The 21669-nt window shown below is 60.2% G+C and carries 22 protein-coding genes and 1 pseudogene; 2 read left to right on the top strand and 21 right to left on the bottom strand.

Features of this window, described 5'->3' with window-relative positions; translation table 11 throughout:
* Nucleotides 1–29 precede the first annotated feature (29 nt).
* The 10 genes from ACSQ2W_RS25700 to ACSQ2W_RS25655 all read right to left on the bottom strand — a co-directional run bounded on the left by ACSQ2W_RS25700 (nucleotide 30) and on the right by ACSQ2W_RS25655 (nucleotide 8243).
* A complete protein-coding gene (locus ACSQ2W_RS25700) occupies nucleotides 30–1040 on the bottom strand; it encodes an IS30 family transposase (RefSeq protein ID WP_436088927.1) in 1011 nt (336 codons plus the stop codon).
* Nucleotides 1041–1416: 376 nt separating this feature from the next.
* Complete coding sequence (locus tag ACSQ2W_RS25695; RefSeq protein ID WP_436088926.1) at nucleotides 1417–2454, bottom strand: IS110 family transposase; 1038 nt, start codon at nucleotides 2452–2454, stop codon at nucleotides 1417–1419.
* 270 nt (nucleotides 2455–2724) lie between these two features.
* Nucleotides 2725–2922 carry a hypothetical protein gene (locus ACSQ2W_RS25690; RefSeq protein ID WP_436088925.1) on the bottom strand — a complete coding sequence of 66 codons (198 nt, stop codon included), beginning with the start codon at nucleotides 2920–2922 and terminating at the stop codon, nucleotides 2725–2727.
* 437 nt (nucleotides 2923–3359) lie between these two features.
* A complete protein-coding gene (locus ACSQ2W_RS25685) occupies nucleotides 3360–3713 on the bottom strand; it encodes a c-type cytochrome (RefSeq protein WP_436088924.1) in 354 nt (117 codons plus the stop codon).
* A 6-nt stretch (nucleotides 3714–3719) separates the two neighbouring features.
* Nucleotides 3720–4550, bottom strand: a complete 831-nt coding sequence (locus ACSQ2W_RS25680) for a DsbA family protein (RefSeq protein ID WP_436088923.1) — start codon at nucleotides 4548–4550, stop codon at nucleotides 3720–3722.
* Entirely contained in the window at nucleotides 4544–5278 is a 735-nt protein-coding gene (locus ACSQ2W_RS25675) for an SCO family protein (protein ID WP_436088922.1), read from the bottom strand. Before ACSQ2W_RS25675 ends, ACSQ2W_RS25680 begins: the two co-directional genes overlap by 7 nt.
* Nucleotides 5275–5916: a TlpA family protein disulfide reductase gene (locus ACSQ2W_RS25670; RefSeq protein WP_436088921.1), complete on the bottom strand. Its 642-nt coding sequence runs from the start codon at nucleotides 5914–5916 to the stop codon at nucleotides 5275–5277. Before ACSQ2W_RS25670 ends, ACSQ2W_RS25675 begins: the two co-directional genes overlap by 4 nt.
* Before the next feature lie 5 nt (nucleotides 5917–5921).
* Nucleotides 5922–6362 carry a DUF411 domain-containing protein gene (locus ACSQ2W_RS25665; protein ID WP_436088920.1) on the bottom strand — a complete coding sequence of 147 codons (441 nt, stop codon included), beginning with the start codon at nucleotides 6360–6362 and terminating at the stop codon, nucleotides 5922–5924.
* A 33-nt stretch (nucleotides 6363–6395) separates the two neighbouring features.
* Nucleotides 6396–7835 (bottom strand): multicopper oxidase family protein, encoded by a 1440-nt coding sequence (locus ACSQ2W_RS25660; protein ID WP_436088919.1) that lies wholly within the window; start codon nucleotides 7833–7835, stop codon nucleotides 6396–6398.
* Between the two features lie 138 nt (nucleotides 7836–7973).
* Complete coding sequence (locus ACSQ2W_RS25655; RefSeq protein WP_436088918.1) at nucleotides 7974–8243, bottom strand: hypothetical protein; 270 nt, start codon at nucleotides 8241–8243, stop codon at nucleotides 7974–7976.
* Between the two features lie 260 nt (nucleotides 8244–8503).
* Between ACSQ2W_RS25655 and ACSQ2W_RS25650 the strand changes: the two genes are divergently transcribed.
* A complete protein-coding gene (locus ACSQ2W_RS25650) occupies nucleotides 8504–8938 on the top strand; it encodes a hypothetical protein (RefSeq protein WP_436088917.1) in 435 nt (144 codons plus the stop codon).
* A 233-nt stretch (nucleotides 8939–9171) separates the two neighbouring features.
* Here the strand turns inward: ACSQ2W_RS25650 and ACSQ2W_RS25645 are convergent, their stop codons facing one another.
* The 6 genes from ACSQ2W_RS25645 to ACSQ2W_RS25620 form a co-directional block, all read right to left on the bottom strand.
* Nucleotides 9172–12348: an efflux RND transporter permease subunit gene (locus ACSQ2W_RS25645; RefSeq protein WP_436088916.1), complete on the bottom strand. Its 3177-nt coding sequence runs from the start codon at nucleotides 12346–12348 to the stop codon at nucleotides 9172–9174.
* Entirely contained in the window at nucleotides 12345–13772 is a 1428-nt protein-coding gene (locus ACSQ2W_RS25640) for an efflux RND transporter periplasmic adaptor subunit (protein WP_436088915.1), read from the bottom strand. Before ACSQ2W_RS25640 ends, ACSQ2W_RS25645 begins: the two co-directional genes overlap by 4 nt.
* Nucleotides 13769–14173, bottom strand: coding sequence for a FixH family protein (locus ACSQ2W_RS25635; RefSeq protein WP_436088914.1), 405 nt, complete (start codon nucleotides 14171–14173; stop codon nucleotides 13769–13771). Before ACSQ2W_RS25635 ends, ACSQ2W_RS25640 begins: the two co-directional genes overlap by 4 nt.
* A gap of 845 nt (nucleotides 14174–15018) precedes the next feature.
* Nucleotides 15019–15429 carry a recombinase family protein gene (locus ACSQ2W_RS25630; protein ID WP_436088913.1) on the bottom strand — a complete coding sequence of 137 codons (411 nt, stop codon included), beginning with the start codon at nucleotides 15427–15429 and terminating at the stop codon, nucleotides 15019–15021.
* Between the two features lie 438 nt (nucleotides 15430–15867).
* A complete protein-coding gene (locus ACSQ2W_RS25625; RefSeq protein WP_436088912.1) occupies nucleotides 15868–16287 on the bottom strand; it encodes a carboxymuconolactone decarboxylase family protein in 420 nt (139 codons plus the stop codon).
* Nucleotides 16223–16651 carry a MerR family transcriptional regulator gene (locus ACSQ2W_RS25620; RefSeq protein ID WP_436088911.1) on the bottom strand — a complete coding sequence of 143 codons (429 nt, stop codon included), beginning with the start codon at nucleotides 16649–16651 and terminating at the stop codon, nucleotides 16223–16225. Before ACSQ2W_RS25620 ends, ACSQ2W_RS25625 begins: the two co-directional genes overlap by 65 nt.
* A gap of 459 nt (nucleotides 16652–17110) precedes the next feature.
* On the opposite strand from ACSQ2W_RS25620, the gene ACSQ2W_RS25615 reads away from it, so the two are divergent.
* Entirely contained in the window at nucleotides 17111–17866 is a 756-nt protein-coding gene (locus ACSQ2W_RS25615) for a DUF4336 domain-containing protein (protein ID WP_436088910.1), read from the top strand.
* Nucleotides 17867–18255: 389 nt separating this feature from the next.
* On the opposite strand, the gene ACSQ2W_RS25610 is transcribed toward ACSQ2W_RS25615, so the two are convergent.
* The 5 genes and pseudogenes from ACSQ2W_RS25610 to ACSQ2W_RS25590 form a co-directional block, all read right to left on the bottom strand.
* Entirely contained in the window at nucleotides 18256–18714 is a 459-nt protein-coding gene (locus ACSQ2W_RS25610; protein ID WP_436088909.1) for an adenylate/guanylate cyclase domain-containing protein, read from the bottom strand.
* A 422-nt stretch (nucleotides 18715–19136) separates the two neighbouring features.
* Nucleotides 19137–19826, bottom strand: coding sequence for a recombinase family protein (locus tag ACSQ2W_RS25605; protein ID WP_436088908.1), 690 nt, complete (start codon nucleotides 19824–19826; stop codon nucleotides 19137–19139).
* A gap of 232 nt (nucleotides 19827–20058) precedes the next feature.
* Nucleotides 20059–20667: pseudogene (locus ACSQ2W_RS25600) on the bottom strand (DNA-3-methyladenine glycosylase I).
* A complete protein-coding gene (locus tag ACSQ2W_RS25595; RefSeq protein WP_436088907.1) occupies nucleotides 20664–20957 on the bottom strand; it encodes a YciI family protein in 294 nt (97 codons plus the stop codon). Before ACSQ2W_RS25595 ends, ACSQ2W_RS25600 begins: the two are co-directional and overlap by 4 nt.
* 13 nt (nucleotides 20958–20970) lie before the next feature.
* Nucleotides 20971–21552: a TetR/AcrR family transcriptional regulator gene (locus tag ACSQ2W_RS25590; protein ID WP_436088906.1), complete on the bottom strand. Its 582-nt coding sequence runs from the start codon at nucleotides 21550–21552 to the stop codon at nucleotides 20971–20973.
* Between the last annotated feature and the right edge of the window lie 117 nt (nucleotides 21553–21669).

Raw genomic sequence — 21669 nt, 5'->3', positions numbered from 1 at the left:
GCGAACCGCGACTTGCGGGCTGATGGAGGCTAGCCGGTACGCCGGATCTGGGCGAGCAATTTCTGGCGGAAGACTTCGGCGGGTGTTTTGTAACCGAGGCATTTGCGCGGCGTTGCGTTCAGATGATTGCAGATCTCGGTGAGATCGCGGTCGCTGAGAGACAGTGGATCGACCTCTCTCGAAAGCCATTTCCTCGCCCGTCCGTTGGTGTTCTCGACGGTGCCCTTTTGCCACGGGGATTGCGGATCGCAAAACCATGTCTGCGCTCCGATGCTGGCCTGCAGGTAAGGCCAGTCGGTGAACTCCGTGCCACGATCGAAGGTGATCGAGCGACGGGCGAGGTGGGGCAGGGATTGGAGCACCTGGATCAGGCCGTCCATCACCGGTCTCGATTGGCGGTCGTTGTTGCGCAGGAAGACGGCGAACCGGCTGACCCGTTCGACCAGTGATGTCACGTTGGCCTTTCCGAACTTCTTTCGGAACTGAATCAGATCGCATTCCCAATGCCCGAACTGCTTGCGTTCAGCGACCACGTCGGGGCGATACAGAATGTTGACCTCCGGGCTAAAACGCCGGCCATGACGGCGCCTGGCATGCCGCGGCCGGCGTCTGGCACGATGTTCCGGCAGATGTCGCCACAGCTTGATCGCATGGCCGTCCGCTGAATAGGCGAACTTGTAGATCGTCTCATGACTGACGCAGATCGGATGCCGCTCCAGCCGCATCCGGCCGGCAATCTGCTGCGGCGACCAGCCATGCAGGATGCGCTCGATCACCGACTGGCGCAGATGCGAGAACCGGGCAAGTTTGCGCAGCTTGGCACGTCGCTCACGTGCCATCGCATTGGCCGTCACGCAGTAGTAGCCGTTGAGGTCCGGCATCTGCTGATCCTCGAACGTATTGCGTCTGAGCTCGCGGAAAATCGTCGAGCGATGCCGTCCGAGTTTCTCGGCAATCACCTCGACACCGATGCCGGCCATTCGCCAACGAGCGATCTTGCGGCGTTCATCCATATCGATCTGGGAGTAGGTGCGCTTCATGGGCCGTTCCTTGCAACTGATAAGCCATTGTTATCTATTGCAAGTCGCACTTCATCCTTGAACCCACCCCCCTACAAAAGTATGTGGCATAAGCTTTATTATGGAACTTCTCTATTCGGCGTGTTGAAGTCAAGCGCTGTCGAGCTTCCATTTACACCGGCATCTGACGTCGTTCACGGGGCCTTGCTTCTCTTCGGGATCGGGTCTCGCCCCTCCCATTATGGGGTCAGTTGAAAGAAGTGGAACAATCTAAGTGGCGTCCTGGTCGGATTGATCCAATCGGCACAAGTTCCATAGCGGACTCACTTCCTTCATCGTCCCGCGAAGGACATTTTTCCACCAGTCAGTGGAACCTTTTGTCTTGCTGTAAAAAGTCTCAGGCCTTTGCCAGTCCGCCGTTTTTTGACCAGTGGAACTCTGTGCCATCGCTCCACATGCGATGCATTATCACCGCAAGCCGCCGTGCCAGCGCCACGATCGCTTTCTGGTGGCCACGGCGTTTAGCGATATTCATTGCCCATGCTTTTAGCCAGGACCATTTTCTGACCACAGTCAGCATGACTTGGGCCGCCTCATAAAGCAGCGTTCTCATCATTTCGTCACCACACAGAGAGACACGGCCGACACGGCTACTCTCGCCCGATTGATTCAAAACCGGGGTTAGCCCCAGCGCAGGACCAACCGCTTTGGAGTTTTTGAAGCGGCCAGGTATGTCGATCGTGCTGACAAAGCCCAAAGCCACCACCGGCCCAACGCCTGGAATGGTCATCAAACGTCGGCAGGTCGCATCGTCTCGAACGATCGATAGCAGTCTTCGGTGCAGAGTTGTAAAGGTCTCCCAAAGTTGCTGTCTTGCCTCCAGCAACGGTTCAATGATGTGCTGCAGATCGGGCACACCTTCAAGAAGTTCCCGTATCCGAGCTGCAAAACCAATTCGCCCGATGACGCCAACCTTGAGACCGAAGTTACGCAGTAACCCGCGGATGTCATTCTCGATGTCTCTTGCCTTATTGGATATTAGCTTACGAGCAGTGAGTAAGGCGCGTCGTTGCTGGCTCGACACCGTTTTGACATGCACAGGACGAAACAGGTTAACCCGCATCATTTGGGCAATACCCCGGGCATCATTACGATCGGTTTTATTCACTGTCGCCTTGAGGAAGGCTTTGGTGTGTCGAGTTTCGATGCAAACAGCCGGTAGCCCGGCGTTGGCAAGACCTTCGAATAGCCATTGCGACAATGGCCCCGCTTCAAGGCCAATACGCACCAGACGCCAACCAGAATTGCTGAGAACCGCGATGAGATCATCAGGGTGGCTGGTGACTTTTACCTCTTTGCAAATCGTTCCCGCTTCATCAACGATGCACACGGAAGTCTCTTTCACGGAGACGTCTAATCCAACATAGTGGTTCACGCTGCGCTTCCTTTCTGATGCTTGTGGCTGTTTTGTACGGACCACGTTTTATCATCACTCGAAGCGCAGCACCCCTGCCACAGTTTCAAACCGCCAAAAGATGAGGTGCCGAGCCGAATACCCCATCTAAGCAATTGATTTTATTATGTATCTCGTGTGCAATCGGGACTTCATACTGTTTACTACGCGATTTGTCATCGCGTGTTATTTCGGCGTGAAAAACCCGGCTGATCAGGCCGGGTTCTCGACGATAAGCGGCGGTGGAGCCCGCTAGTGCGTGGTGCTGTTTATAAGTGCATCGATAAGTTTGATCTGCGAGCGCGTGCCGCGCTTGTACTCGTTGATCAATATCTTCGCTTCTGCAGTCGCTTCCTTGCGCGGAATGCGCTGCTGTGTGCACCAAGCGTCAAGAACTGACTGGAGCATATTGAGGTCTTTTGGTGGTATTGCGATATCGGAATTCTGCATCATTTTCCTCCCAGGAATTGACATCTTTTTTGTGAGAAGCCGCCTCCCTGCGGCCTCCGGCACATGCGACTTTAGTCTAAAGTCATAGGGGTACAAGATGAAAATGTGGCACTTGACGTGAGGTACGTACCCGTTTTTCTAAACCGCCGGGCGAGACCAATAGGGTCAAGCTAGGGACTGAAGGGGCATATCCTCAAGTGGTCGTTTTCAACGGACCCGAAGCACTGAAGTTCCTGCCAGAAACGTGGATTGGGCAGAGAATCTTGACCAAAGGACAGACCATCGATCAGCCGAAGTAACGATGATCCGAGTGGCGCGCGCCCTCTGTCACAGAGTTGGTTCCCGTTCACGACGGCTGATCTCCGCCTGATACTCGCGCTCCTGCACTGGCCAAGTGCTTTTGATGAAGGCGAGCACTGCGCGGATTTCTTTGTCGCTCATGATATTCCCGAAGGCCGGCATATCGCTTCGGTAACCCCGCCGACAACTGCTGCCGGTCCTTCCCTGGTAATGCGGAAGAGCACGCCGTCCGCATGATGCCAGGTGTGGCCGGACGCATCGTGCGGCGGCGCGGGCATGCGTCCGGAGGGCAGCGGGCGTTTCCAGTCCCGCTGGCCTTCGAGGTTCGCTCCGTGACAGGTGGCGCAATGCTTCGCATAGAGCGTCTTCCCCAGCGTGGCCGACGCATCGCCGTTCGAAGTCTGAGCGGCCAGCCAGGGCCATGCCCCTACGAGCCCCAAGCCCACCACGGCAGTTCCCAGTACTGAGAAGAGAACCGTCCTCGCCGACATCGGTGCCTAGCTCCCCCGTGCCGATGCGATCAGCCGCTTCATCCCGCCCGCGTCGGTCAGACCTTGCACGATCTCCCGACCCGCGACGAAGCTCGGAGTACCCGAGATGCGCAACACCTGTGCGAGCGCGATGTTGCGCCTGATGGTTTCGTCAAGTGCCGGGTCCTTCATGTCTTGTTTCAATTTCTCGACATCGAGACCAACATCGGCTGCGACTTCGAGGCTGGAGGTTTCCGTTATGCGGCCCTGGTAGGCCATCATCGCCTTGTGGAAGGCGAGGTATTTGCCCTGTTTCTGGCTTGCGAGCGCAGCTCGGGCGGCAAAGACCGAGCCTGGACCGAGGATCGGAAATTCCTTGAAAACGAGGCGCAGTCCCTTGTCCTCCTGCTCGAGTCTATCGAGCATCGGCGTCGCCTGACGGCAGTACGGGCAGTTGTAATCGAAGAACTCCACGAGAATGGCGTCGCCCTGGGGATTGGCCCCGAGCGGAGAATCGGGATCGTTGAAGATTTCATCGCGCCGTTCCGAGAGGACGGCAGTCACTTCGCTCTCGACCGCAGCCTGCCGACGGAGTTCCATGCCGTTGACGGATTCGACGATCACCCCGGGGTTGTCGAGCAGATAGGCCCGTAGTCGATGCTCGAGATCGTCAGTACCGCGAAGCGGTGGAAGAATGCCGGCCGCGAACAGCAGCGCCAGAGCGGAGAACACGACCGACAGCCCGGCCAGGGCAAATGAGGTGAACACCAAGGCTTTCAGGCCCCGTGACTGCTTCCCAGTGTTGGCGTTCGGCTCGGGCGAGCCGGATGCCAATTCTTTCGGCGCGTCTGCTACCATGGAAGCGATCCTTTGAGCTTGTCCCAAAAGCCGGGCTGCGGATGCGGATGCGGTTTTTGGGTCCGGTTTGTCAGCGCATTGATGAAGACGACAAAGTTGACCGGCTCGAACTTCAGCCCGTGAAACCGGGCGCGAAGACGGCCGTCCTGGTCGATCACGTGGGTGACGATCCCGTGCATTTGCATGCCGTCCTCGCCTTCCGTAAATTTGAGTCCGTAGGCCTCGGCGAGCTTGCGGGTCGTGTCCTCGGGCCTGTCCGGCGCAGACGTCAGGAAAACCCAGTTTACGGGATCGAGTCCATGCGCCTCGCCATAGTCGCTGAGGACCGGGCCGTTGTCGCGCTTCGGGTCCGTGGTGATGGTGACGAACTCGACCATCTCCTTCATCGGCGTCTGGTTGACCATCTTCTGAATCTCGGCGATCCGTTCCGCGTGAAGCGGGCAGACGTCCGGACAGTTGGTGTAGACGAAATTCAGGACAACAACCTTGCCGCGGAGATCGGAAAGGCTGACGGCATGCCCGTCCGCGTCCAGCAACGAGAACCCCGGCGCTTCGCTGTCGATGGCCTGGAAATATTTCTCCTTGTCACGGAGGCCCTGGTCGACCTCCTCGAGCGAGTGTGCCGAGGCGGGGGCGATCAACGCGATCATCGTGGCAATCGCCAGCGCTACCAAGTGAAGGACCCGCGCCAGGGAAACTGTGAAGCGTCCGGAAGCAAAGTCGATCATAGCGTACCTTCCTTTTTCTCGGGGACGGCCCCGCGTCCCGCCTCCCTTTCGACGATCGGCTTGAGGAACGCGACCATGTCCTTCGCGTCCCATTCGGCGGGACCCATCAGGCGGCCGAGTTCGCGCCCCTCGGCGTCGATCAGGATTGTCGTAGGCAATCCGACCGCCGCAAGGGCGGAGAGCGCTTGACCGCTGGCGTCGACGTGGACGGCGAGGTTCCGCACCCCGATCTCCGAGTAGAACGCCTTCACTGCCTCCGCTCCCTGGCGGTCAACCGAGAGGGCGACGACCTCAAAGCCGCCGCCGCCCAGCGCCGCCTGAAGCCGATCGAGGGTGGGCATCTCCTTGCGGCATGGCAGGCACCAGGTTGCCCACATGTTGAGCAAGACGACTTTGCCGCGGAAATCCGCGAGCGCGCGCGGACGCCCTTCGCCATCTGTGAACTGGACATCTGGCACTGGCCTCGGGACTTCCTTCAGTACGAACCCTCTTGGAATGCCCTCAAGCGACGGGGCGACGGGGGAGCGGAGCATGAATATGCCCCCAAGCCCCGCGAAGCCGATGACCACCAGCAGAAGTATTATCCAGCGGCGCGAGGCGGACGCGCCTGATCTGTCGACTGAGACAGTGCGAGTCATCCTGGTCATTCCGTCGCGTAAACCTCCTGTACCTTGCCGTCCTTTGGCACGGTGTAGATCACGAATTTTTCAGTCTTGGTGCCGGTCATGCCAGGCGATCCCATCGGCATTCCCGGCAGGGTGATGCCGGCGATCGCGGGCTTCTCGCTGAGGAGCTTGCGGACGACGTTGACGGGCACGTGTCCGTCGATGACGTAGCCGTCGATGAACATCGTGTGGCAGCCTTCCATCCCTTCCGGCACGCCCGCCTTGTGGCTGATCTCGAGGAGGTCGTTGGTAGGCTTGACGTCGACCTCAAAACCGTTGTCGCGAAGGTAGGCGGCATAGCCCTCGCAGCAGCCGCACTGCGGGTTCTTGTAGAGGGTCGCCTGAAGCGGCTCGGCAATCGCCGGTGTCGCGAAGGCGATGAGAGCGGTGAGGCTGGCGAAGCGGATTGTACGGTTCATTTCGGTTTCTCCTTGGATAAATAAGTGCTGGTTTCAAGCAACGCGCAGCACGGTCATCAGACCTGCCATCTGGTGATCCATGACATGGCAATGCAGCATCCAGTCGCCGGGATTGTCGGCGACGAAAGCGACCTCGACGACGTCCTTCGGTGCCATCAGCACGGTGTCCTGCCACTGGCGATGCGGGACGGGTTTGCCGTTGCGGCTCAGCACCGCCAAGCTGTGCCCATGGAAATGCATCGGATGCCACCAGGCGGTTTCGTTGCGCAGCGTGAGGATGACGCTGCGGCCGCGTTGGAATGTCAGGGCAGGCTCCATTCCGGCATGGCCGTCGCCTGACATCGACATGCCGTTGATCGCCCATGTCGGACTGCCGACCATGCCCATCATTCCATGCATCATCCCCCCGCCCTGCATGCCACCCATGCCGCTCATCATGCCGCCCTGGAGGGTCAGGTCGTGACGCTCGATCGCGGCAAGGTCGGGTTCCGGCAAAGGATTGCGCGGCAGGTCAAGCGAGGCGTCGAGAGGGTGCTCGCGGACTGGCGGACTGCCGTCGTAGGCGAGCTGCGTCACCAGATAGGACAGGCCGTCATAGAAATCGTCGATGACGCCGTAGCGCCGACCCGGTTCGCCCTGCATGTCGATCATGACATCGACGCGCATGGCGGGACCGAGCAGGATGTGGTGGCGCTCGGGCACATGCGGATCGCAGGGCTGACCGTCGATCGCGACGATCGAGGGCCTGTGCCCCTCAAAGCGCAACGCCATAATACGGGCGAGCGAGCCATTGACGAGGCGCAGGCGGATGCGTTCTCCGGCCCGGACCGGTTCGTCTTCCGAGACTTGGCCGTTCAGCGTGACCGTATTGCCGACGCGGCCGGACATCGCCGCCTCCATACGGTTGCCGAAGCCGGAGGCGATCCCACCTTCCTCGGTCAGTCGCCAATCGGTCAGAAACCAGAGAAGATCACGATCGACCTGGACGACTTCGCGCTCCTCGACGATCACGGCTCCGGAAAGACCGCGTCCGAGTTGCTCCAGGCTGTTGGCGTGCGGGTGGTACCAGAAGGTCCCGGCATCGGGCGGGGTGAACTCATAGACGAAGCTCTCGCCAGGTCTGATCGGCGGCTGCGTCAGGCCGGGCACACCGTCCATCGCATTGGGCAGCCTGATGCCATGCCAATGAACGGTGGTGTCCTGCGCGAGCCGATTGTCGACGACGAGATGGGCAGGCTCGCCTTGGCGCAGGCGCACGAGCGAGCCCGGTATGATCCCGTCATAGGCCCAGACATCCGTTTCCGGGCGACTGTCGCCAGCAAGGCGCGCACGGGCTGGGACGGCGACGATCCGATACTCGCTGGACCCAGCCGCGCGTGCTGGCAGTGGCGGCAATGCAGTCGCCAACAGGAGTCCAGCGCCAGTGCGGAGCAAGTCCCGACGCGAAACAAGGCCATTGAATTCGGTATTCACATTCGATCCTTCCAATCATCGTGGATGATGGAACGCATCGGCCTATGGGGATTTCTCTCACCGTGTCGGCCGCTCGGCGCAGAACAGCGCATACGTTTCGCTTGCCCGGCCCGGTCGCTTGACGCGACAGCCGAGGCATCAGCGGATGTCGGAGGTTCGTGGCGGATAGGGATCGGGGGGCAAGGCCCTGCCGTGCAGGAGCGGATCGCCCGTTACAATGAAAGCGGCCATCTCGTCGACCAACACGGGCACCGCAGCAGCGGGCAGCGTCGCAAGAACCGGGGCGGCGCAGACACTTCCGCAGGCCATCGCCTTCATGCCGTTGTCACCGGGCTGGTCGGGGCAGTCCTGACAGCCACCATGATCCGGCATGTCCATCTCGGACATCGTCGCCATCCTGGCCGTCATGCCGCTTGCCCGAGCAACCGAAAGGCTCATCCCTGCGGCAATGAAAACCGCGAGGAATAAAATAACAAGCTGTCGAGCCGACCAGTGTCTCATGCAACAAAGGATTACTCCGAACTGCGCCAAAAACAAGCGATAGCGGCGTCTATCCGCGCGCGAACGCCCACAGCCTGGCTGGTCAGCCTTGCCTAGAGCCGATGGAGGATTGCGCTGTTAAGTGCTATTCTTGTGCGTTCGGTTCCCAAAAGAAACGGGAGGAGAGCATGGAAAATTTTCAAGCAAAGTCTGAATTTGATCGGCGTTCGGTGTTGATCTTCGGTGCGGCGGGCGCTGCGGCGCTTTTCGGAGGCGCTTCGTCCGCGTCGGCGAACGAAGCGAAGGTCGAAGAACTTGCTCCAGGGGTAACATTGAAGACGTTCAAAGAGGTAGCGCCTGTGGGGCCGGTTCCCGGCTTCTCGAAAGCGCTGCTCATGGAAATCACCTTCCAGCCCGGATCAAAGTTCGGCCCTGAAACATCGAAAACGGTCGATATCTGCGAAATACAGGGAGCACCGCTTTATGCGGAAATCGCAGGGAAGGAACCTTTCACGTTACAGCCCGGTGATATCTATTTTTGCCCGGTCGGAAACGTAGAAACTGACACCAACAAAAACGACAAACCCAGCATCATGCGCATTATCTCGCTGGTACCGGCCTGATACCAGCGGCATAGGCCACCTAGCGACCAGGGCCGGGAGCTCTCGTGCAAAATCGCCCCGGCCCTGGGGTTTACATCGGGCGCTCGCTTAGCCGGCAGCGCGCTTCAGCTTCAACGGAAGAACAGATATTTGACGAGAGCCGCGATCACGAGAACGATCCCGATAAGACCCGCGAGCCCCATGCCCCACATCATCCCGCTGCCCATCATGTCGTTCATCATGGCATGCTCCTGTCATTCTGCCGCCTCCTTCATGGCTGCCGGCTCTTGCTCCACGTTGGCCAACTGGACGTCCGAACTTGCCGCCAGCCGCCAGCCCTTGACCAGCCCGTAGATCGCGGGGATCACCACAAGCGTGAGGATGGTCGACGAGATCATCCCGCCGATCATCGGCACGGCGATGCGCTGCATGATTTCCGAGCCGGCACCCGTGCTCCAGAGGATCGGCACCAGGCCCGCCATGATCGCCACGACAGTCATCATCTTCGGCCGGACCCGTTCGACAGCGCCGACCATAATCGCCCTGTTGAGGTCCTTTTGTCCGAACGATCGGCCCTCGGCCGCGCATTTCGACTTCTCGTCTCTCAGAGCCTGATCGAGGTAGATCAGCATGATGACCCCGGTCTCCGCCGCGACGCCTGCGAGCGCGATGAAACCGACGGCGACGGCAACCGATGCGTTGAAGCCGAGCCAACACATCATCCAGATGCCGCCAACCAGGGCGAACGGCAGGGACAGCATGACGATCAGCGTCTCGGTCAACGCCTTGAAGTTCAGGAAGAGCAGCAGGAATATGAGCGCGAGCGTCAGCGGAACGACGATCATCAGGCGTGCCTTCGCCCGTTCGAGATATTCGAACTGGCCGCTCCAGGCGACGGAATAGCCCGGAGGCATCTCGACGCTTGCCGCCACGGCGGCCTGGGCTTCCGCTACGTAACCGCCGAGATCGCGGTTGGCGATGTCGACGAAGATATAGACGGCAAGCTGGCCGTTCTCCGTGCGGATGGTCGTCGCCCCGCGGGTGAGCTTGACCTCCGCGACCTCGCCGAGAGGCACCGTTCCGCCGCCAGGCAACGATACCTGGACATCCCGTGCAATGGACTGCGGATCGCTTCGAAACGCCCTCGGGTAACGGATGGCGACGCCGTACCGCTCCCGGCCCTCGACCGTTGATGTCACGACCTCGGACCCCAGGGCCATCCCGATGACGTCCTGGACGTCGTCGATCGAAAGACCGTAGCGCCCCAGAGCAATGCGGTCGGGGATGATGTCGAGGTAGTATCCGCCGATGACCCGCTCGGCATAGGCGCTCGACGTTCCGGGTACGGCCTTGAGGACGTTCTCGATGTTACGGGCGACTGTCTCCATTTCCTTTAGGTCCGTGCCGTAGACCTTCACCCCGACAGGCGTCCTGATCCCGGTCGAAAGCATATCGATGCGGGCACGGATCGGCATTGTCCAGGCATTGGAGACGCCGGGGAACTGAAGCGCGGCGTCCATCTCCTGCTTCAGGCTATCGGACGTGACGCCCGGCCGCCATTCGGACTTGGGTTTCAAGGTGATGATCGTCTCGAACATTTCCGTCGGAGCCGGATCGGTTGCGGTCAGCGCCCTGCCCGCCTTGCCGAACACCGTCTCCACTTCCGGGAACGATTTGATGATGCGGTCCTGCGTCTGCATCAGTTCGGCCGCCTTGGTCACCGACAAGCCTGGAAGCGTCGTCGGCATGTACATCAGCGTGCCCTCGTCGAGATTGGGCATAAACTCGCTGCCGATGTGCTGGACGGGCCAGGCGGTAATGGCGAGAACCGCGACGGCCGCGAGGATCGTCAGGGTCTTGGCCCTCAGGACGCCCGCGATGACCGGACGGTAGATCCAGATCAGCAGTCGGTTGAGCGGGTTCTTGTGTTCCGGGACGATGCGGCCCCGGACGAACAGGATCATCAGTGCCGGCACCAATGTAATCGACAGCAGCGCGGCGGCGGCCATTGCGAATGTCTTGGTGAAGGCCAGCGGTCCAAACAGGCGGCCTTCCTGCGATTCCAGCGTGAAGATCGGCAGGAACGACACCGTGATGATCAGCAGGCTGAAGAACAGCGCTGGGCCGACCTCGCTTGCAGCGTCGATCAGGACTTCCGCTCTCGGCTTGTCCGGCGGCGCGCGCTCCAGATGCTTGTGCGCGTTCTCGATCATGACGATGGCGGCGTCGATCATCGCACCGATGGCGATGGCGATGCCGCCCAGGCTCATGATGTTCGAGCCGAGACCCAGCGCCCGCATCGCCACGAAGGCGATCAGGATGCCGATCGGTAGCATGATGATGGCCACCAGCGCGCTACGCACATGCAGGAGGAAGGCGATGGTCACCAAAGCGACGACGATCGATTCCTCGACCAACGTGCCCTTCAAGGTCTCGATAGCCGCTTCGATGAGTTTCGAACGGTCATAGACGGGAAGTATTTCAGTTCCGGCAGGCAGGCTGCTCTGGATCGCCGCAAGGCTCTCCTTGGCGTTCTCAATGACGGTCAGAGCATTGGCTCCAACGCGTTGAAGGACGATGCCGCTGGCGACCTCGCCCTCGCCGTTCAGCTCGGTGATGCCGCGACGCTCGTCCGGGACCAGCTCGACCCTCGCCACGTCGGACAGACGCAGCGGAATGCCCGCGTTCGTCTTCAGGGCGATGTTCTCGATGTCCTTGATGCCCTGCAGGTAGCCCTTGCCGCGCACCATGAACTCGAACTCGGAGATTTCCACGGTACGGCCGCCGACGTCGCGGTTGCTGGTGCGGACGGCGTCGGAAATGTCCGACAGCGATACGTTCTGCGCCTTCAGGCGGGCCGGATCGACGACGATGGAGTACTGCTTGACGAAGCCGCCGACGCTGGCCACCTCGGCCACGCCCTCGGACCTGGAAACGGCGAAGCGCACCACCCAGTCCTGAAGCGACCGAAGTTCGGCCAGCGACAGTTCCTTTGCGACGACCGCGTACTGGTAGACCCAGCCAACACCGGTCGCATCCGGGCCGAGGCTCGGCGACACCCCGTCAGGCAGCCGGCTTGCGGCGGCATTCAGATATTCGAGCACGCGGCTGCGTGCCCAGTAGGGATCGGTCCCGTCCTCGAAGATCACGTAGACGAACGACACGCCGAAGAACGAGAAGCCGCGCACCACCTTCGACTTCGGCACGGTCAGCATCGAGGTCGTCAGCGGATAGGTGACCTGGTCCTCGACGACCTGCGGAGCCTGTCCCGGATAGTCGGTGAAGACGATCACCTGGACATCGGACAGATCGGGAATGGCATCGAGCGGCAAGGTGCGCAGCGCATAGACGCCGCTCGCGATGGACAGCACCGCGCCGAAAAAGACCAACAGGAGATTGCGGGCGGACCACGAGATGACATGCGCGATCATGGTTTCACCTCGTCGGACGTGAGGGCGCTCAACGCGGCATTCAGATTGCTTTCGGCATCGAGGAGGAAGTTGGCAGAAACAACCACGCGGTCTCCCGTGGCGATGCCTTTGGTGATTTCGGTCATGTCCTCGCCACGCACACCGAGGGAGACATCCATCGATTCGAACCTGCCCTCGCCCTTATCGAGAAAGACGATCTGGCGGTCGCCGGTATCGATGACCGAACTGTTGGGAACGGCGACGACCGGGCTCCCGGCTCCGGCCTCGATCTCAACCTCGGCATACATGTTGGACATCAGTTGACCGTCCGGATTCGGAAGTTCGATGCGGACCTTCGTCGTCCGCGTCTGCATCTGGACCTCAGGATAGATCAGATCAACCGTTCCCTTGAACGTTGTGCCGGGCAGATTGCGAGCGATCACGGAGACGACCGCACCCTTGCGGACGGAGCCCAGCTCGTACTCGGGCACGTCGGCGATCACCCAGACCTTCGAGACGTCGGCGATCCTGAATAGAATGTCGCCCGCTTCTGCCATCATGCCGCTCACCGCCATGCGCTCCAGCACGACGCCGTCGCGGGGCGATGTGTAGGCGATGCTCTGGGGCACTTTCCGCTCGGCCGCGATGCTGGTGATCGTCGCCGTCGGCACGCCGAGGTTCTTGAGGCGGAGCGCCGACCCAGTATCGGGGCCTGGTTTTCCGCCGTTGCGCATCTCGGTCGCGTATTCCGCTCCAGCGGTCGCGATCTCCTTCGAATAGAAGTGGAAGAGGTTCTCGCCCTTGGTGATCCGGTCGCCCGTGGTGACGTTAGCGACATCCTCGACAAAGGCGTCCGCCCGCATCGAGATGATGCTGACCATGCGCTCGTCGAGGGTGACGGTTCCGGGCACCCGGATTTTCCGGCTGACGGTCGTCCTTTCGGCGAGCGCAGTCTTCACGCCCGTGCGCTGCAGCTTGCCGAGCGGAACCTTGACTGTGGAACTGTCGCTGACCTCGCCGTCATAGACGGGCAAGTAGTCCATCCCCATCGAATCTTTCTTCGGCACCTTCGAGGTGTCGGGAAGGCCCATGGGATTGCGGTAGTACAGGACCTTCCGTTGGGGGGTGACGGACGCCGTGACGGGTGCGGGCGCGACGGCTCCGGTCGCGCTGAGGCTGATGTCCTCGCTCGCCCGGACGGGCGTGAACGGCCGCCCGTCATCGGCTTTCTTCGGCTTGGCGGAGTATTCGGCCAGCCCGTCCGGGTGGCGGTAGTAGATCACCGCACCCGTTCCCTCACGCCGCGGTTCCGCCTCGGCGGCCATCCAGGTGTCTTCAACGAACCGCGGCAAGAGAGCGCCAACATCGTTTTTCCCGGCCCAATAGCCTCCCCCGCCGACGATCGCGGCGAGGGAGAGCGTGGCAATGATGCGCGAGGTGTTCACGGGACTGCCTTGAGGACGACTTCGCCCTTGACGGTCTCAGGCTCGCCCTGGACCTTGGCGGCAACCTGGAAACGCCAGCCGCCTTGCATGGAAAGGTTCGTCGTGAAGTCGTAGACGCCCGGCTCGGTGGCTGCTGACGGTTCCACGGTGGTGGTCATCATCTCCATCCCATCGGGAGCCATGTCCATCCGCGTTGTGAAAATGACAGCGTCGGGGACTGCCTTGCCCGTGCGCTTATCGACGAGCCGCACCGACACTGTCGAGCCTGGCCCCTGCTTGATGTCGGTGTTCACGGCCTGAAATTCGTAGTCCTGCGCTCCGGACAAGGAAGCGGTGGCGGTGCTAAACAGCACTGCGCCAGCGAGGAGCGTGGTCCTCGCGTTGAAGGTGGTCTTTTCCATGGTTCAATGTCTCACCCGGACGGGTCTGCGACCTCGTCATCAGTCAATATGGATCGCCATTCGCACCGCGCAGTCGCAGACTGCGACCGTGCCGAATCGATGACGTGTTCAATGACGTGGGATCAGACTCTTGGGGGGCGCACTGGCGGATCGACCAGTGAGGAGGCAAGCTCCGCATAAAGCGGAACCAGGAACCGATGGGCGACCCAACCTAGATTCAACGACCAGGAGTGCGGGTTAGCCACCTGGCCGCCGACTATCACCGTCGTGCACACCAGAGCCAGAGGACAAGACTTGCTTCCGCAGTCGGGCTTGGTCGGCATCTCATCGGGGCAGCAAGGCATATCCCCAGACATGTCCATGCCGGACATCTCGTTCATTGCAACAGATCCGGAAGACGCCATGACGCTATCAGCCGCACCGATGCTCATGGGACCGACGACGATCCCGAGCATGGCGGTTACGAATAGCAGTCGATGGATGACCTTCACGAACCTCATGTCATTACACTGGCACGGAGCGGTCGCCATTGGAAGACGTCTCACGAAAATGTGCAGTCAACTCCTTCCATGCGCGAGGACATGGTCGCAAGTTGTTGATATCCCTTCACGTGTACCGGAAATGCGAAATAGGTTACATCCGGCAAACTGGCCCTTCTCGATGTCGGAAGCGATGATTTCAAGCAGTGCGTCGAGAGGAACCTTGCCGACATCGTCTATGCTCGGACAATGCGCACATCGGACTTGGGTGGGGTTAGTGACGATGCGGGCGCATCGCCGCGGTCTGTTTAGAGCCGCCCCACAAATAGGGAGCGACCGGGGCAATGATCTCTTCCGGTGAAGAGCCTAGAACCTCGCACAGATGAAACGATGGCGGCACCTCCAGATCAACGACCAAGCACAATCTTTGCTACGCCTTGTGCGTCGGCCGCGATCTCGCTTAGATCGACAATGCCGCGCACGGCAAGCCGTGCGTCCTTTTCCGCGGATCGTTGCAACGAGCTTTTCGACTTCCGGCAATGGCAGACGGCTAATGCGATCGATCTTTTCCGCGATCACGACTTCGCCCGGCTGAAGGTCCGCGATCAGCCGCAACAGCTCCGGCCGATCGGCCCGAGCACCAGAGGCTTTTTCGCGATAGACGCCGGCGATGCAATACCCGGCCGTCCTGGCGTCGTCGATGATCAACTCCTGTCGCTGAAGATCCTGTTCCTGGGAACCGACCCGCAGATAAATCCTGGCGATGCGTACCGTCATGCCTTCTTGTCCTAGCTCAATCGGGCATACCTCAATGCGCTCTGGCTCAGAATTCGGGCAAGCGGATAGCCCCATAGGCTGGGTCAGAAATACGCCGCAGCAACCGCCATGGTTGCGGGGGTCGCGAAACTGCCTATTGTGGGACGGTGCAAAAATCAGAGGCAAAACTGTCGCTTTAATCCGGGATTTTTGCGACAACCGTGTCCGATACCGTCTATCGGGGAACGGATGTTCGATAGACCGCTCCCGCACCCCAATTCGATACATGGACCGCGCCATCAGAATGGACGGCTATTCCGGTCGGAGCGCTGAATCCGTCCCAAAGCTTTTCAGGTATGGCCGGATTCGCGTATGCGGCGGTCGGAGCCGTAATCGGGGAGCCGGGAATCGTGGTGAGGGCGAGAGCGCCGGCCGCAGTCAAGGAGCGCAGAAGGTTCATCATACCGCTTCCTCCTGCTGGACGGGAAACCGGGCGGCGAAGACTTCCTTGGCCGCGAACAGTCCGTTGAGTGCCGCGGGAAAGCCGGCATAGACGGCCATCTGCATGATGGTTTCGGTGATTTCGTCCTTGGTCAGCCCGACATTCAGGCCGGCCTCTATATGGACCTTCAATTGCGGGGTCGCGGTTCCCATCGCCGTCAGCGCCGCGATGGTCGCGATCTCGCGGGCGCGCAGATCGAGGCCGGGGCGGCTGTAAATGTCGCCAAACGAAAACTCGAACACATAGTTTGCGAAGTCGGGGGCAATGTCAGCCAGAGCGGCAATGACATTGTGGCCGGCTTCGCCGTCGATTTCAGCGAGCGCGCGCTTGCCGCGTTCCAGCCGGCTTTCGCCGACGTTCGGGGATTGGTGCGTCATAGTCCTTCATCCTCTGTTCCTTGCCGGCATATCCGGCAATCTTAGTGTCGAGGACGAGAAGGCAGGCTTGCAGTTCGGTCACATGCGCACGGACACGCTCACGGTGCTGTTCGAGCAACGCGCTGCGCTCCGCTTCCGTGCCGACGCCGCGCTCCCGCAAGGCAGCGTAGCGCAGCATTCCCCGAATAGGCATCCCGGTCGTTTTGAGACGATCGAGAAATTCTATCCAGATCAGGATTGATGCGTCGTAGTCACGTTGACCCGATTGATCCCTGTCGGCATGGGGAAGCAGCCCAATCCGCTCATAGTAACGGATGGTGTGGGCCGACAATCCCGAACGCTTCGCCAGTTCGCCAATCTTCATAAACGCCTTCTTTCGTCACGACGCACAGGAAGCTACGGGTTAGAGTGCGCTCTAAGTCAAGGGGTCGTTTGTCGCTTTGTCGTGTCGCGGAAATTCTACACACTGTCCGAAAACTCAAAATGAAAATCACGCATTAGAATTTCGTTTTGCCAACTCGCCTGCCGCCTACACATTTGCGCAGTTGGAATCTTAGAACCCGGTCTTTAGGATCATTTGCTAACGAAATTTTCCGGAACCGAGTTTTCGGACGCTCTGCGGGAGCTTCGCGACAAGGGAAGGTCGCGAGAGGTGGTTTTCTTCCGTAGCTTCCCTCGATCGGAACGAGAAAGAAGCGCCAGGAGCCGACTTTCCCGGCGATTCTCCAGAGCCGCCGTTCGCCCAACGGCTCAAATCGATCCCGAACCAGACGTCGGCACCGGTAGCCAGCCTGCGCTAAGATGCGGTAATCTTGACAGCAACATGGGTGCCTCCCTCTACGAGCCGATAAACGTCTACAAGCCACTTGCTCCGGACATCGGCATCGTCGATGGTCCCTTGGAATACTTGACTGTAGGCGGACTTAAGCTGCCGCTTCCGTTCACGACACGAATGACTGTGGTTCGCCTTTCAAGCGGTGACCTCTTCCTTCATTCGCCGATCAAGTTCGACGCGAGGCTGGCCGAGGAACTGCAAGGTGTGGGGAGGGTTCGCCATCTCGTATCGCCCAACCAATTCCACTACGCGCACATCGGGGAATGGGCGGCGGCGTTTCCCGATACGATCACCTGGGCGTCACCGCGTGTGCGCCAACGGGCACGGGCACGGCATGTGGCCGTCGATTTCAAGAGAGACCTGGAAGCCAGTCCGCCTGAAGAATGGCGTCGAGAGATCGATCAAGTGCTTTTTCCCGGCGGCTATTTCAAAGAGTTCATTTTTTTCCACAAGGCGTCGAGGACGCTGATACTCACCGACGCTATCATCAACATCGAACTGGACAAGATTTCCGAGCCGTGGCGAACGGCCACTAAGCTCACTGGGATGTATCATCCTAGCGGTCAAATATTCTTCGGTATGCGGCTGCCGTTACTCGTGCAGCGACGGAAGGCAAAGGCTGCGATCGGAAGGATCCACTCATGGCAGCCGCAGCGAATCGTGCTCAGTCATGGCCGCTGCTTTGATGCAGGCGCGGACAAGGTCATCCGAAGGATATTCGGAGCACCGCCCTACGGAGGGTAGTTTGTCCCTTGCGGGCGCGGGATAAGTGCGATGTCGGCTCTCCACCCCGTTTGAGAAATAGAACGCTCCATCGCGGTATAATCCGAGCCAATGCCCCGGCCGGCTCGATCGCGCCATGAAAGGTCATTCGAATGCGAGCCTCGGAATGACCGGATTTGGTGCCCATAGCCGCCGAAAGTCACCCACGATCGAGCGCCGCCTATGCCGTCGCTGGTAGAGTGTGTTCACTCTGGCAGCCCGGTCTTGCTGAGCGCGCTGGCGATTTTGTCCATCAGTTCAGGCCGCATTAATCCCATACGCACGAAGCCGCTGATGGTCCACTCCGGCGCCACTTCGAGTAGTCGCGTGGCCGCCGCACGCGCAGCATCAGCAAGCGCCAGCAATGTTTGTTAGCGGCCAATTAACTCGACATTCCTGGGCTCGATTCGCGTTTCGATGCGAAAGACATGGACGGGTCGGGCGATGTTCTTCACGCTGTGTTCGCCCAGATCGGCAAAACCGATCGGAAGCTTCTCGGCGACATGCTCGCGAACGGTGGCGCTGACGCAGATGCGGCCGGGCTCGGCAAGGGCTTCGAGTCGCGCCGCAACGTTGACGCCGTCGCCAAAGATGTCGTCGCCCTCTACGATCACGTCACCCACGTTGATACTGACGCGAAAGCGGATGCGGCGACTTTCATCGACGTTCGCATTGCGGCTCTCAATTCCCTGCTGGATGACGATGGCGCAGCGCACTGCGTCGACGATCGACGCGAATTCCATGAGAGGGCCATCGCCCGTCGTCTTGAAGATGCGACCTTGATGTTGGGCGATCAGCGGATCGACAACTTCCTTGCGGTGGGCCTTCATCGCGGCGAGTCTCCCTTCCTCGTCGAGGCCCATCAGTCGCTAATATCCCACCACGTCAGCGGCAGGGATCGCGGCGAATCGACGCGTCGTACGGGGCTCTTCGTTCATATGGTTGGTCTCAGCGTGGGCCCGATCCAATGGGCCGCAAGTTCATGCCGAAAGTGCCGAGGGACATTCTCGCATGACCTGCGTTGGAACGCGAGTCGAGCCCAACTAAGCCGCGGGCTATTGTTCGCGGAAAACCTGGCCGGGATTGCCTTGGTATCAGGGCGCCCAGTGATTGTGGGCTTCTGCCCGGCGATCCGGACATTGTTGCGCTTTCGACGAAGGTCCGGTTGGGGTCATGGCGGTGAATTGACCCGGAGCAAGCGAGCTTCCGCTTAGCGTCGATTCCGGCGGCCTGGTTTTCGCAAAAGTCCCGATCAAAGCGACGGTTTTGCAACTGACTTTTGCACAGTCGCAGAACTCAACTTTCGCGACAACATTTCCTGCTTCCCGCTTTCCTTCTGATGTCGAGCCCAGACGCGCTTCACCTGCGCTTCGCTGCAGCCGGTCAGCTTCGCCGTCCTGCTGATACTGTTGCCGCCAGACCGGAAGACAATAATGCGTTCGTGTGTCACCAGGTCAGCTTGGCGTCCGGCATATTTCCCGCCCGCCTTTGCCAATTCGATGCCTTGCCTCCGGCGTTCGCGGCGATCCTCGAAGTCGTCTCGAGCCATTTGCAGGGCGAGCTTCAGCAACATTTCCTGAATGGACTCGAGCACGATCTTGGCAACGCCGTCAGCGCTGGCCGCGATGTCGCTAAGATCCACCACACCAGGTACGGCAAGACGAGCACCCTTATTCCGAATTGTTTCGATCAGCTTTTCAGCTTCAGGCAAGGGCAGACGACTGATGCGGTCTATCGTCTCCGCAACGACAACCTCCCCCGGCTGAAGGTCCGCGATTAGACGAAGCAGCTCCGGCCGGTCGGCGCGAGCGCCGGATGCCTTCTCGCGGTAGACGCCGGCGATGTAGTACCCGGCATCCCTCGCCTCAGCGATGATCGATTCCTGGCGATCAAGATCCTGCCCTTGCGTACTGACCCGCAGATAAACGCGAGCAACGTGCATATCCCCTCCTGCTCGGCTCATTTAGATATATCCCAAGGAGCGGTAGCTCAAAATTCGGAAAGCCGATAGCTCTGGAGGCTGGCTCATAAGGTGCTCGGCTGCAGCTTCCGGTTTGCGCCCAGAACCGGTCGTTAAAGCGATCACGGCCGAGCGGCCGGAGCCGACCCGTTGCTGTCATTGCCGACGCACGCGACGAATGGCTCAATTGAGCCCAAAGCTGCCGTGCCATCCATCACGGATATCGACGCAAAGCCGATCGCGCCTTTTCGACTTCGGCCCGCATGATGCAATCCTCTGCATGGTCATTGACCAACCCCATCGCCTGCATAAAGGCATATACGGTGGTGGGACCAACGAATTTCCATCCGCGTTTACGCAGTTTCTTCGACAGTGCTTCGGAGGCGGGCGAGGTCGAACGGCTTTGCGGCCGCGCACCATCATCGTCTGCCTCGAACCGCCAGACGAATGCCGCCAGGGAGCCTTCCGTCTCTATCAGTTCGCAGGCGCGGCCGGCATTGTTGATGACGGCCTCGATCTTGCCGCGATGACGGATGACCCCCGCATCCGCCAGCAACCTGGTCACATCTGCCTCATCGAACAGCGCCACCTTGCGGAAATCGAACCCGGCGAAAGCAGCGCGAAAATTCTCGCGCTTGGCAAGGATGGTGCGCCAGCTTAGGCCCGACTGGAAGCATTCGAGGCAGAGCTTCTCGAATGGCCTTATGTCATCCACGATCGGGAAGCCCCATTCGCGGTCGTGGTAGTCGAAGAATTCTGGCGCGGCGGCGCATTAGAGACAACGAGGGCGATCGTCCGGGCCGGGAACAGTTGTCGCGCTCATGATGCGGCCTTCACGAATTCGAGCGCGGGAACGGTGCGCTTCGGGTCGATTTCGTAAGTCTCGGCGGTCACGATCCCCTCCACGACGAACGGGTCGGCGGCGATGCGCGTATCGTGCGCCTCACGACTTTCCCCATGAGCGAGGATAGCGCCCCCCGCGGCGGGCTGGAGCGAGCCGACGCAGAGGAACACGCCATCGGCGAAGCCCTGCGCGATCCAGTCGTTATGCGCTGCCATGAATTCCGGCGCGGCGGTGCGGTTCTCTGCAAATCTCAGGAAGGTGACGAACATCGGTGCTCCTTGATCATTTAGGTTGCGAGAGGTCCGGCAGGGATGTCAGCCAGTGTTCGATCCCGGCCACCTCGTTGCGGATGAATGCCTCGTCCTTGAAGGCGGTCGCCATCACCGCCACCCCCTGCGACCAGGCCAGAAGATGCAGCGCCAGCGTCTCTGCCCGATCAACGGCACCAAGCTCATTGATTTGTCCGGCGAGCCAGTTGCGGAACAGGCCGAAGATTTCGCTCGCGCGGCCCTGCGCGGCGTGATCCAGTTTGGCGAGTTCGGAGCAAAGCGTTCCGACTGGGCAGCCGAAATCCATGATCTGGGTTCGGTTTATGATCAGCATATGAATGAAAGACAGGATGCGCTCGCGCGGGCCTTCGCCCTCCGCCTGCCAGCCGTCGAGCATCGCCCGTGTTCGCTCCATTCGGCGGGCAATCACGGCATCCAGTATGTCGTCCTTGGTCTTGAAGTGGTGATAGAAATTCCCGCGCGAGATTCCCACGGCCGTGGCGATATCAGCAAAGGACGTGACCTCGAATCCGCTCTCGTAGAAGAGGGCATCCGCCTTTTCGACAATCAGGTCACGGGTTGACTGTGCTGGCATTTACCTTCGACGCCCTTGTTTGACACATGAGAACTAGGACGACTGTCCTAGTTCTGTCAAGACTGAACGTAAAGCGAGGGCGGCTTCGTCCGCAAAGTGCTGTCCGGCATCCTTCGG

It is taken from the genome of Pararhizobium sp. LjRoot255, assembly GCF_964252905.1.
Lineage (GTDB): Bacteria > Pseudomonadota > Alphaproteobacteria > Rhizobiales > Rhizobiaceae > Pararhizobium.
Note: the sequence above shows the minus strand (reverse complement) of the source record. Positions and strands in the feature narration are given on the sequence as shown.